The sequence below is a fragment of the Hyphomonas sp. FCG-A18 genome (assembly GCF_045287255.1).
Classification (GTDB): Bacteria; Pseudomonadota; Alphaproteobacteria; order Caulobacterales; family Hyphomonadaceae; genus Henriciella.
This window is the reverse complement of record NZ_CP137142.1, coordinates 397703-410206: the sequence shown is the minus strand read 5'-3', so window position 1 is coordinate 410206 and position 12504 is coordinate 397703. Positions and strand designations below refer to the sequence as shown.

The following is a 12504-nucleotide window of genomic DNA, read 5'->3' as shown; positions in this document are numbered from 1 at the left end:
CCTCATTCCCGGCCGTTCCGGAAAGGCCCTGTCTCAGAGGGGAGATGCAGGCATTATAGCCCCAAGGATAAGGGGGAGGATTGGTTTCGGATCACTCTCTCAATCCCGCTCCCCACGGCTTGCCCGTGGGGTCCATCTCTAGAGAGTTCGATCAGGATAAGGTGCAGTAATGACCCCTTATCTTTCAAGTATCATCCGGTGATGGGTCCCACGGTCACGCTTTGCGTGCCGTGGGAAGCGGGAAGAGAGTTGAACTAGGGTGAGCCATCACAGCAGCTCACCAGACAGGTCCAGCCAATGCTTATTACGCTCTTCAATTAGCTCGATTTTCCATTGGCGTTTCCAGCGTTTGATCCGCCGCTCCATTTGCGCCGCCGCGCTCATCGACTCGAAACGCTGATACCAGACCAGTGTATGGCAGCCATATTTCCGGGTGAAGACAGAACCGACACCCTGTTTGTGATCGCCAATTCGGAGCGGCAGGTCAGAGGCCGAACCAACATAGATCGCGCCATTCTTACGATTGGCCATGATATAGGCCGCGATAAAATCAAATCGTGCGATTGGTCCGCCCCCCTTGTCCCAGATACAAACTTCAGGAGATAGGCCCCACGGTCAAGCCGTGGAGAGCTGGAAATACGGCTAGTGGAAGGCAAAGGATCACGACTTTACAGCATGCCCTCCTCCTTCACGCTTTGCACGGCTTGACCGTGCAATCCAATTCCCGTGGTTCGACTGGGATAAGGTGTAATAATGACCCCTTACCTTTGAAGCTGATTACAGGAGATGGGCTCCACGGTCAGCGCAAGCGCTGCCGTGGAGAGCGGAAGGAGAGAGCATGACGAGAGATGAGACTGTGGTCATCTTTGATCGCGTGGTGGCGAGCAGTGATCGGTTTGAGCGCAAGGGCAAGGCCAATCCCTATACCTCCGCCAATGGACATATGTTTTCACAGGTGAACAAGGACGGGGAATTGGGCATCCGCCTGCCTAAGCCGCGACAGGTCGAGTTACTGGACGCGTACGGCGCCGGGCCGTTCAAATCCTATGGCGCGACCATGCGGGACTATGTCTGCCTGACAGAGGCTATGCTGAGTGATGACGCGTTGGTCGCAGGGCTGCTTAATGAAGGGTTCGATTTTGTGATGGCGATGCCGCCGGGCGGGAAGAAGTAAGCCCTCTACCCTCACGCTCCCACGGCTTGATCGTGGGGTCCATCACCCTTTGCCGATAAGCTTTTTGATATCCACAGAAACTCCAAATGCTCCGGGCTTAAGTTCAACAGCATCAACTATAGAACGTCCCCGGTTTCGTAGATTCGGACTTGATATATCAAAGTCTGCAACCTTGAAATTTCGAAGTTCACTACCTGACTTCAAGTCAGAAAAAATCCCCGATATCGTTTTTACAAAGTCGGCATCATCATTGCATAGCTCCTTGAGCGGAATAACTAATAAATCACCTAAAGCTTCCTCAGGGTCACTATGAAAACCTTCTCCACCTGTTCTGAAATAGTGAGGGTGTGTCTTTGTAATCAAGATTCCCGGCAGCACCCTCTCGCCATCTAAATGGCCAACATTATGCCAACTTAAAATACTGTTGGAAAAGTGTGTTCCCTTTTCACTGCCAACTACTACAGCGCCAGTTTCAGATGCCATACTAGCCATCTTCATGAAGTGCCTTTTGAACAATTGTTCCCACTGACCGTCAGGCCAACCATAGTCTAGCAAATATATGTAGAGTGTGCGTTCACCTCTAATCTCAATATCGTCAATTTGATTGATCCAAAGGCCCATTGCGCGTCTCCCGTTAATGGAAACAAGATGGCAACATTTGAAGAAATTTCAACCTTAATGCGCCTCGGCCCATGTGTTTCCGGCTTGCGCTTCGACGACCAGCGGCACGCTGAGCTGTAAGGCTGGCAGGGGTGCGCGCTCCATTGTGGTTTTGACGGTTTCGATCAGCTCATCAGCCTCATCCTTCGGGCATTCGAAGATCAGTTCGTCATGGACCTGCAGCAGCATTTTTGCGCTGAGGCCCGCCTTTTCCAGCGCGCCGGGCATGGCGATCATGGCGCGTTTGATGATGTCGGCGGCGCTGCCCTGAATCGGGGCATTGATCGCCTGTCGTTCGGCAAAGCCGCGCTGTGGCCCCTTGGCCTTGATGCCTTTCAGGTGCAGGACGCGGCCAAAGATCGTTTCGACGCGTTCGTTTTCCCGCGCGAATTCCTTGGTCTCATCCATATAGGCCTTGATGCCGGGGAATTTCTTGAAATAGGCCTTGATATAGGCGCTCGCCTCCTCCCGCGGGATGGACAGCTGGCGGGCAAGGCCGAAGGCGGAAATGCCGTAAATGATGCCGAAATTGATCGCCTTGGCGCGGCGGCGGATCATCGGGTCCATGCCCTCAATCGGGGTATCGAACATCTCGGACGCCGTCATCGCGTGAATGTCGAGCCCCTGTTTGAACGCGTCTTTCAGGGCGTCGATTTCGGCAATATGGGCGAGCAGGCGCAGCTCGATCTGGGAATAGTCGGCACTGACAAGGACATTGCCCGGCTCGGCAATGAAAGCCTCGCGGATCTTGCGGCCCTCATCGGTTCGGATCGGGATGTTTTGCAGGTTCGGATCGTTTGAAGAGAGGCGCCCGGTCTGCGCACCGGTCATACCGTAATTGGTATGCACGCGGCCCGTGCGCGGGCTGATTTGCTGTTGCAGGGTTTCGGTATAGGTCGAGCGCAGCTTGGACACGGTGCGCCAGCCGAGGATGGATTTGGGCAGCTGGTGACCCTCTGCGGCGAGGTCTTCGAGGACATCGGCCCCGGTTTGCCAAGCCCCGGTCTTGGTCTTCTTGCCGCCCTCAAGGCCCATCTCGTCAAACAGGATTTCGCCGAGCTGTTTCGGACTGCCCAGGTTGAAGTCGCGGCCTGCCAGCTCATGCGCCTCGGCCTCGAACCGGGCCATGGACTGGCTGAAATCCGCGCTGAGGCGAGAGAGGTGATCGCGGTCGACCTTGATGCCATGGCTTTCCATGTCGGAAAGCACCTGGACCAGCGGGCGCTCCAGCGTTTCGTAAACCGTGGTGACCTTGGCCTTGTGCAGCTTGGACTTAAACTCGTGCCAGAGGCGAAGGGTCACATCGGCATCCTCGGCGGCATATTCAGTCGCCTTGTCGAGGGGGACACGATCAAACGTGATCTGTTTCTTACCCGTGCCGCAGACATCCTTGAAGCTCAGGCATGTGTGGTGGAAATAGCGCTCGGACAGCTCATCCATGCCGTGATTGTGCATACCCGCGTGCAGGGCGAAGGAGAGCAGGATCGTGTCATCAATCGGCGCCATCGTGATGCCATTGCGGGCGAGCACGGTGACATCATATTTCAGGTTATGGCCAATCTTCAGGACGCTATCGTCTTCGAGCAAGGGTTTGAGGGCGGCGAGCGCCCTGTCCATGTTGATCTGGCGCGGCGGGTCCATGCCGAACATGTCGTCTGAATTTGGATCGGCGTTCGGATCGATATGGGCAAGCGGGATATAGCAAGCCTCCCCCGGTGCCAGTGCGAGCGAGATCCCGACAAGGCCGCTTTCATGAGCATCGAGGGCATCCGTCTCGGTATCGATGGCGACATAGCCCTGCGCGCGGGCACGGGCGATCCAGCCTTCCAGCGTATCGAAGTCGCGAATGGTGACATAGGCGGAGCGATCAATCTGGACCGGCTCATCCTCGGTGGCCTCGTCCAGCGTGCCTTCGAGTTCGAACGTCTCACGCACCCGGCGAGTGATGGTGCGGAACTCCATCTTCTCAAGGAAATCAAGAAGAGTTTTCGGGTCGGGGTCCGCAACCGCCAAGTCCTCCACGGGCACCTCAACGGGAACGTCCTGTTTCAACGTCACCAGCGCGCGCGACATGCGGATTTGATCGGCATGATCAATCAGGGTCTGGCGGCGCTTGGGCTGCTTAATCTCTTTGGCTCGTGCCAGCAGCGTGTCGAGATCGCCATATTCAGTGATCAGGGTCGCCGCAGTCTTTACGCCAATACCAGGCGCGCCGGGAATATTATCGACACTGTCCCCCGCGAGCGCCTGAATATCGATCACTTTATCCGGGCCAACGCCAAATTTCTCGACCACCTGATCAAAGGCAATGTCCTTATTCTTCATCGTGTCGAGCATATGGACCTTGTCCGTGATGAGCTGCATCAGGTCCTTATCCGAGGAAACGATGGTGACGCGCGCGCCTTTGGCCTCGGCATGACGGGCATAGGTCGCGATCAGGTCATCGGCCTCATACCCCTCCATTTCGAGCGCATGGGTATGGAAAGCCAGCGCCGCTTCGCGCACCAATGGAAATTGCGGGCGCAAGTCTTCAGGCGGCTCAGACCGGTTCGCCTTATAGTCAGGGAACATTTCGTTCCGGAAGGTATAGGACGACTTATCGAAGACGCAGGCAAAATGGGTCGGTCGCTCATCGCCCTTAAGGTCTTCAAGCAGCTTCCAGAGCATATTGCAGAAACCCGACACCGCCCCGACCGGCAAACCATCCGAAGCGCGCGTCAAAGGCGGCAGCGCATGATAGGCCCGAAAAATATAGGCGCTCGCATCAATCAGGTAGAGATGGGAGTCAGTATTAAGCGGCGCACTGGGCATGAGCGAATCCTTCCTGTTGAGAAGGGTTTAGCGGGCTTGGAACAAAAGGGGTAGAGGGCAGCAGGCAATGAGCCTGTCTCATCGCGGTTCAGCCAGAGCGCCCCGGCCATTACGGGTATATCCTGAGTGGCAAACCTGCATCACTTGAACACTTCCTGTATGCAGCATGTATTATAAGATTGATATTCATTCTCATTCTTATAAACCCCTCCCGTCATGAACCGGAAGGGGTCCTCCCATGAAAAACCTATCGTCCCGCCTGCTCGGCACAGCCGCGCTCTCCCTGCTTTTGACCATGCCGGTCGCAATGGCGGATCCATCAAGCGAATCCACGGAAGACGCAGTTTCTATACAAGATGAAATCGTCGTGGTTGGACAATACCTGTATGCTGATCAGGTCAACGCCCTGAAATCGCCAACACCGATCATCGATGTCCCGCAAAGCCTTTCCATCATTACTGCGGACCAGATCCAGCAGCAGGGCTTCAACAGCATTGGTGATATCATCAATTACACGCCCGGCGTAAACACCTCTCAAGGTGAAGGCCACCGGGACGCTGTCGTGTTCCGCGGTGTGCGCTCTACCGCCGACTTCTTTATCGATGGGGTCCGCGACGATGTTCAGTATTATCGCCCGCTTTACAATCTGGAGCAGATTGAAATCCTGCGCGGGCCAAACGCGCTTCTGTTTGGACGTGGCGGCACGGGTGGTATCCTTAACCGCGTGACCAAAAAGGGTGTGATTGGCGAAACCTTCACCGGTTATCAGGCCAGCGTCGATACGTTTGGCGAATTTGGCTTCCAGATCGACAGCAATATCTCAACCAATGACACATCTGCTTTCCGCATCAATGCGATGTATGAAAGCCTCGAAAACCATCGTGACTTTTATGATGGCGAGCGGATCGGTATCAACCCAACCGCCAAGTTCGAGTTGAGCCCGTCGACAACACTCGACCTGTCTTATGAATATATCGATCATGAACGTTTCATTGATCGCGGCATCCCAACGGCCAATGGCAGCAATCGAGGCACGCTTGCAAACCCTGGACGCCCCGTTGAAGCATTTGAGGATATTGTCTTCGGCGATCCCGATCTAAACTATCATGAGCTTGAAGCGCACCTGCTGCGCGCCATGGTGCAACATCAGTTCAGTGAAAACCTGAAAGGCCGTTTCAGCACCTTTTATGGTGACTATGACAAGGTCTATTCGAACTTCTATGCATCTTTCTATAACCCTGAAGATGACCCGCTACGGGTTGGCCTTGATGGCTATATTGACACGACCCAACGCCAAAGCCTGATTCTGTCGGGTGATCTGATCGGGGAGTTCAGTGCTGGTGGTTTCAACCATACTATTGTCACGGGCATTGAGTATATCGACAGCGCAAATGACAATGACCGCTTCAATCCTGAGTGGTCTGTGTCCGCGGATGATGTGGAGTTTTTCACGATTGAGCGTCCGCTGAACCTGCGTAACGGTATTGGCGTTGACAATAATGGCACCCCAACAACCGTCCAGTTCACCGACCTGAACGATGACACAGAAGCCGACCTTACCGTCTTCTCAGCCTACATTCAGGATGAGATTGAGATTTCGGACAAGCTCGACCTGATCATCGGCGCGCGCTTCGATAGCTTTGATATTGAAGTTGATGATCTGGACCCAAATACGCTTCTCGAAGATCGCAATCGCAGCCGCACCGATGAAGAGATTTCGCCACGCTTTGGACTGGTGTACAAACCTCAGGAAAATATCTCACTCTATGCGAGCTATAGCGAATCCTTCCTGCCTGCGAGCGGCGAGCAGTATTCCGACATTAGCGGTGATGACAATCGCCTCGACCCAAGCGAATACACCAATCTCGAAGCCGGCCTGAAATGGGACTTTATCGACGGGCTCAGCCTGACGACAGCGATTTTCCAGATCGAAGAGCGCGCCCCTCAGATTGAAGATACCAGTGGCGGGGAACGTCAGGTGTTTATCGAATCTGAGATTTCCGGTTTTGAAGCTCAGGTCCAAGGTCAGGTCAGCGATCGCTGGTTCATTTCCGCTGGCTACAGCTATCTCGACGGCGAGCAGGCTGGCAGTGACCTGCGCCCACGCGAACTGCCAGAGAACATGTTCTCGCTGTGGAACACATATGAGGTGACCAATGAGTTCGGCGTCGGTCTTGGCGTGACCTATCAGGACGAGAGCTTCATCGATAATGGGAATACTGCAATCCTGCCGAGCTATACCCGCGTGGATGCAGCCGCCTATTACGACGTGTCTGAGAGACTACGACTACAGGTGAATATCGAAAACCTGACGGATGAGGTCTACTTCCCGGATGCGCACAGCACACATCAGGCCACTGTCGGTGCCCCGCTGAACGCGCGCTTTACGATTAGCGGTCGCTTCTAAGAGATTGCGCTAAATTCAGGAAGGGCCATGACGCTTTGCCAAGCGCCGTGGCCCTTTTTGTAGGCAAATCGCTACCTCGAATAAATGTCACCCCAGACTGTGCTTGACTCTTTCGCCAAAATGTAATTATGTAATTACATGATTACAAATGATGATATGGATCACGTCTTTCATGCGCTCGCTCATCAAACGCGGCGACGGATTCTGGATCTGGTGCGTGATCAGCCAGGACAGGCTGTAGGCGAACTGGCCAAGGGGTTTGACGTCAGCCGCATCGCGATCATGAACCATCTTAAAGTCCTCGAAGATGCCGGACTGATCATCAGCGAAAAAGATGGACGGACCAGGCGACTATACCTGAATGCGATGCCGATCCAGGCCATCCACGAGCGCTGGCTCGATACCTATAGCGCCTATTGGGCCGACCGGATGAGCCTGATCAAACACGCCGCTGAACACGCAGCCAAAGCCAATTCCAAATCAAAGGAGGCCTGACCGATGACCGAAACCCCGACTTATGCCGAGAAGTCCATTCACCGCACCTTTATTGAAGCCCCGGTAGAGACCGTCTGGTCCATTCTGGTGGCCACGGACAAGCCGTTGCCGTTCTTTTTTGGCAGCATTTGCGACACCAGGGATGGCCTGAAACCGGGCGCCAACATGCGCATGGTTCACCCCAACCGCAAGATTGCCATGGTGGTTGGACAGGTTCTCGCCTTTGAACCACCCTATCGCTACAGCCACACATTCAAGATGACCAATCTGGATGATGATCCCTGCACGGTCACCTATGAGCTGCGGGAAAAAGATGGTGGTACGGAATTTGATCTGATCATCGAAAATGCCATCGAAGGCAGTAAGCTGCACAAGGAAATGCTGGGCGCGCAGGGCTTTATTGCTCAGAACCTCAAGGCGCTGGCCGAAAATGGCAAGCCTGCTTTCAGTGGCAAAATGGTTGGCGTGATGGCCCCGGTTATCGCTCTGTTTGCCAAGAAGCAGCAACGCATCGAGCACTGGCCTTTATAAGGGTGACCCCTAACGTCGCTCGGTGCGGCGGCGCTGTTCTTCGGCGCGTTGCTCGAGCATGTTGGAGGCCTGACGCTCCCGCCTTGTCTTGCGCTCTTTGGGGGCTTTGAGGTCGGCGAGTTGCAAGAGGCCGGTCTCCTCATTGAGGTAGTCGGTGTGCAGGCTTTCGATGACCGCTGTGAATTCTGCCAGATCAACCCGGCGGTCAAGATTGGGATCGAACCTCGCAGGATTGGCAAGGCTATCATCGCGGGTCGGTAGTGAGGTGGCCCAGTCTTTCTGCTCAAGCGCAGAGAGATTGCCATCACCATTCTTGTCGGCCGCAGCAAAAGCGGCTGGAATCGCAGCGCGGACTTCTTCCAAAGTGATCGTACCGTCTGTGTCCTCATCGAAACTCACAAACAGACCGCCGCCGGGCTTTAGACGATCTGCCCCTGCCCGCTCGCGATCTGCTTTGTCCCGCAACTCGCCCTGCCCGGGAAGACGGACAAGCCCATCTTCATCGCCAAACGCAGCGAGGGTAACAGGGGTAACAGCCACTATAGCGGCAAGGGTCAGAACGCGGATCATAAGGAAACCTTCGACTCTACTTCTTGGGTTACTATACGCATCTGTGGCATGAATGCCACATAACGTTTCTGTCACGTGCAGATTTATCAGACGTTTAGGAACTCACGCCGCTGCGTTAGCCCTTGCTTTGTTGGCAATCTCAGACAGATTGCTCCTTAAGAAAATAGGAGGTTCTCATGGCAACTGGTCGGGAATTTGATGTCATTGTCTATGGTTCAACAGGCTATACGGGCCGTTTGGTCGCCGAATATCTCGCCAAGGAATATGGCGTTGGCGGTGACCTGAAATGGGCAATGGCCGGGCGCAGCGCCGAGAAACTCGCTGCCGTTCGCGATGAGATTGGCGCACCCGCCGATACGCCGCTCGTCGTCGCTGATGCCAATGACCCAGAAAGCCTCAAAGCCATGGCGCAGCGCGCCGGCGCGATTGCCACAACGGTTGGCCCCTACCAGCTCTATGGTGAGCCTGTAGTGGCCGCCTGTGTCGAGGCCGGGACAGATTATGTCGACCTGTGTGGCGAGCCCGCATGGATGCATGAAATGATCGGCAAGTATGAGGGCAAGGCGCAGGAGAGCGGTGCACGCATCGTCTTCTCTTGCGGCTTTGATTCAATCCCGTTCGATCTCGGCGTCTGGTTCACGCAGGAAGCGGCGAAAGAGAAACTCGGTGGCCCCGTGCCACGGATCAAGGGCCGCGTCCGCAAGATGCAGGGCACGTTCTCTGGCGGGACATTTGCGAGCTTCAAGGAAACCATGGCTTCGGTCCAGCGTGATCCAAGCCTGATAAAAGTCCTGCAAAACCCGTTCGCCCTGACCATGGGGTTTGAAGGCCCGGAGCAGCCCCATGGCATGGCCCCAGTAGAAGATGAGGACATTGGCAGCTGGTCTGCGCCCTTCATCATGGCTTCGATCAACACCAAAAATGTGCACCGTTCCAACGCACTCATGGGACACGCCTATGGCAAGGATTTCGTCTATGACGAGATGATGCTGACCGGACCGGGCGATCAGGGCAAGGCTACAGCCGAGGGCGTTGCCAGCACGAATATGATGGGCGGCGATGGCCCAGCGCCGGGCGAAGGCCCGACCAAGGAAGAGCGTGAGAACGGCTTCTATGACGTTATGTTCTACGGCAAGGCGACTGATGGCGGCGTGGTTGTTACTGGCGTGACTGGGGACAAGGATCCGGGCTATGGCTCGACCTCGAAAATGCTCGCCGAAAGCGCGATTTGCCTTGTTCAGGATAATACCGGCACACCGGGCGGTATCTGGACCCCGGCCCCAGCCATGGGCGGGCATCTGGTCAAACGGCTCACGGAAAAGGCTGGCCTGACCTTTGAGGTCGAAAGCTAGGAGACGCTCAGCGTTCACCCCCCACAAAACCGGCTTCTCCATGGCGCTTTGCACGGCTTGACCGTGCAATCCATCACCAAAGCATCGGCCGGGATGAGATGAATGCTACCTCCCTTTCAAACAGATAGAGCTGGAGATGGACCCCACGGGCAAGCCGTGGGGAGCGTGAGTTAGGGGTCAGAAAAGGAGAATTATCTATCGCTGCGCACCATGCGCCCTATGGATCAGGCCTTCTCCTTCCCGCCATTTCGCTCTAAGCCTCTCAAATGGCTGATTTCGTTGACTTTACCGGCACGGGGCTGCGCTATCTTGGATATGCGCTGTCTCCGCTTGCCCTGCTCCCGCTGCTCATCCTGATAGTACCGACCCAAATGGAACGACCGGGTCGGTTTGTTTCTGGCGTGGTTGATCGGATCAGCGGGGTGGCCATGGCTTTGGCTGTGACGGCAGCTTTTGCGATTATCCTGATCCAGCTTGGGGCTGTCCTAATGCGCTATGTCTTTGGCCTGAGCTTTAGCTGGCTGAATGACAGTGTGATCTTCAGCTTCGCCATGATGTTCATGCTCGGTGCGGCGGCCACACTGCGCGATGATCGACATGTCCGGGTCGACATTCTGCGCCCGAATTTCAGCCCGCACGTCCGCGCCATGATTGAACTCCTTGGCGCGCTTGTTTTCATTATCCCGATTGGCGTCCTGATCCTCTATGCCGGGTCAGGGATGATTGCCCGCTCATGGGCCGGGCTGGAAACGTTCAATGAAAGTGATGGCCTGCCGATCAAATACCTGTTCAAGACCATGGTGCCCCTATTTGCGATCCTGCTCATCGGACAAGCCATCAGTCAGGCCATAAAGGCGGCCATGTCCCTGCGAGGGTTGCAAGGGTTTGAGGAAAGCGGCCATGAACATGAGGGGGCGATGTGATGGAACTGGAACTTATCCTCGCCATTGGTATGTTTGCGACCGCTATTCTGGCTCTGCTGGCGGGCTATCCGGTTGCCCTAACGCTCGGCGGTGTGGCCCTGATTTTCGGGATTATCGGGGTTTCGCTCGACCTGATCCCGCTACCTATATTGCGTAATCTGCCGAGCCGTATCCTTGGCTCTATGGAAAATCAGGTGCTGATCGCCGTCCCACTATTTGTATTGATGGGGGTGATCCTTGAACGCTCCAAGGTCGCAGATGATCTGCTCCATACGGCCAGCCGCTTGCTTGCCGGACTGCGCGGGGGACTCGGTTACGCGGTCGTGCTGGTCGGCGCGCTGCTAGCCGCCTCAACCGGGATCGTTGGGGCGACTGTGATCACGATGACGCTGATTGCGCTGCCGACCATGCTACGCCAGGGCTATGATCCAAAACTTGCGACCGGAACCATCGCGGCGTCTGGCACACTGGGGCAGATCATTCCGCCGAGCATTGTGCTCATCCTGCTGGCCGATGCCGTGTCGAATGCCAACCAGTCCGCCGCGATGCGCTCGGGTCAAGGCGCCGGGGTTGTCTCGGTTGGGGACCTGTTTGCGGGGGCGCTACTGCCCGGCCTGATGTTGGTCGGGCTTTACCTGCTTTATCTCATTATCACCGCCATCCTTCGCCCGAGCGCCAGCCCGGCAGTCACTCTGGATGAAGATATCGAGCCGCTAACGCTTTGGGATGTCACGCGCAGCCTTGGTGCACCCCTATTGCTGATCTTTGCAGTGCTCGGCTCGATCCTTGGCGGGCTTGCCTCACCGACCGAAGCCTCCGCGATTGGGGCAGGCGGCGCGCTCTTGCTCGCAGGTTTACGCCTTGCACCCGAGCATGGCCGCGCGGGGGACTGGTCGAGCATTATTGGTGCCTTTGTCAGCATCTTGCTGCTGCTAACGCTGAGCAATGTCATGGATCTGCGGCTCAGCCGGGAAGTCATACCAACAGGTGACTGGGTTGGGATTGGCTTTGCCATAGCGCTATGCCTGATTGTCCTTGGGGGGCTGCTATCATCGGTACGCGTTCTGGTTCGGGCGCAACAGTTCGGTGCGGCGCTGACGGCTGGGGTGCATATGACCAGTATGGTCTTCCTGATCCTGATCGGGGCCAGCCTGTTCGCACTGGTCTTCCGCGCCTATGGCGGGGAGCATTATGTTGAAGCGCTTCTGACCGCGATTCCCGGCGGTCTGTGGGGTGCATTGGCCATAACCATGCTGGTCATGTTCATCCTCGGCTTCTTCCTCGACTTTATCGAGATCGTGTTTGTCGTCGTGCCGATTGTTGCCCCGCCGCTGATCATTCTGGGCGCGGACCCGGTCTGGCTCGCCATCCTGATGGCGCTGAACCTGCAGACCAGCTTCCTGACCCCGCCCTTTGGATTTGCCCTATTCTATCTGCGCGGCGCAGCGCCGGAAGGTGTGGAGACGATGGATATCTGGAAAGGCGCGATCCCATTCATTGGCCTGCAGCTGACCATGATTGCTCTGGTCGCCGCCATTCCGGCTCTAGCCACCTGGTTGCCTGCTTTCGTAAGTTAGAAAG

At 55.9% G+C, this 12504-nt stretch carries 11 protein-coding genes; 7 read left to right on the top strand and 4 right to left on the bottom strand.

All coding sequences use genetic code 11. The features are described 5' to 3' along the window. Positions 1-267 precede the first annotated feature (267 nt). The gene (locus tag RYZ27_RS02005) at positions 268-531 is read right to left on the bottom strand and encodes a GIY-YIG nuclease family protein (protein WP_406680690.1); all 264 of its coding nucleotides are present in this window, start codon (positions 529-531) and stop codon (positions 268-270) included. A 307-nt stretch (positions 532-838) separates the two neighbouring features. Between RYZ27_RS02005 and RYZ27_RS02000 the strand changes: the two genes are divergently transcribed. Then, a complete protein-coding gene (locus RYZ27_RS02000; RefSeq protein WP_406680689.1) occupies positions 839-1174 on the top strand; it encodes a hypothetical protein in 336 nt (111 codons plus the stop codon). Positions 1175-1216: 42 nt separating this feature from the next. Here RYZ27_RS02000 and RYZ27_RS01995 read toward each other — a convergent pair whose 3' ends face one another. Further along, the gene (locus RYZ27_RS01995) at positions 1217-1795 is read right to left on the bottom strand and encodes a hypothetical protein (protein WP_406680688.1); all 579 of its coding nucleotides are present in this window, start codon (positions 1793-1795) and stop codon (positions 1217-1219) included. 54 nt (positions 1796-1849) lie between these two features. Next, positions 1850-4645: a DNA polymerase I gene (polA, locus tag RYZ27_RS01990; RefSeq protein WP_406680687.1), complete on the bottom strand. Its 2796-nt coding sequence runs from the start codon at positions 4643-4645 to the stop codon at positions 1850-1852. 307 nt (positions 4646-4952) lie between these two features. Here polA and RYZ27_RS01985 point away from each other — a divergent pair, with 307 nt between their 5' ends. From RYZ27_RS01985 to RYZ27_RS01975, 3 genes are all read left to right on the top strand, one after another. Beyond that, complete coding sequence (locus RYZ27_RS01985; RefSeq protein ID WP_406681749.1) at positions 4953-7052, top strand: TonB-dependent receptor; 2100 nt, start codon at positions 4953-4955, stop codon at positions 7050-7052. A 138-nt stretch (positions 7053-7190) separates the two neighbouring features. Further along, positions 7191-7547, top strand: coding sequence for an ArsR/SmtB family transcription factor (locus tag RYZ27_RS01980; RefSeq protein WP_406680686.1), 357 nt, complete (start codon positions 7191-7193; stop codon positions 7545-7547). Positions 7548-7550: 3 nt separating this feature from the next. Beyond that, positions 7551-8078, top strand: a complete 528-nt coding sequence (locus RYZ27_RS01975) for an SRPBCC domain-containing protein (RefSeq protein ID WP_406680685.1) — start codon at positions 7551-7553, stop codon at positions 8076-8078. Positions 8079-8087: 9 nt separating this feature from the next. Here RYZ27_RS01975 and RYZ27_RS01970 read toward each other — a convergent pair whose 3' ends face one another. Next, the gene (locus RYZ27_RS01970; RefSeq protein WP_406680684.1) at positions 8088-8648 is read right to left on the bottom strand and encodes a hypothetical protein; all 561 of its coding nucleotides are present in this window, start codon (positions 8646-8648) and stop codon (positions 8088-8090) included. A gap of 176 nt (positions 8649-8824) precedes the next feature. Here RYZ27_RS01970 and RYZ27_RS01965 point away from each other — a divergent pair, with 176 nt between their 5' ends. The 3 genes from RYZ27_RS01965 to RYZ27_RS01955 all read left to right on the top strand — a co-directional run bounded on the left by RYZ27_RS01965 (position 8825) and on the right by RYZ27_RS01955 (position 12500). Beyond that, a complete protein-coding gene (locus tag RYZ27_RS01965) occupies positions 8825-10000 on the top strand; it encodes a saccharopine dehydrogenase family protein (protein ID WP_406680683.1) in 1176 nt (391 codons plus the stop codon). A gap of 266 nt (positions 10001-10266) precedes the next feature. Then, entirely contained in the window at positions 10267-10923 is a 657-nt protein-coding gene (locus tag RYZ27_RS01960) for a TRAP transporter small permease subunit (RefSeq protein ID WP_406680682.1), read from the top strand. After that, positions 10923-12500, top strand: coding sequence for a TRAP transporter large permease subunit (locus tag RYZ27_RS01955; RefSeq protein ID WP_406680681.1), 1578 nt, complete (start codon positions 10923-10925; stop codon positions 12498-12500). Before RYZ27_RS01960 ends, RYZ27_RS01955 begins: the two co-directional genes overlap by 1 nt. The last annotated feature ends 4 nt before the right edge of the window (positions 12501-12504 follow it).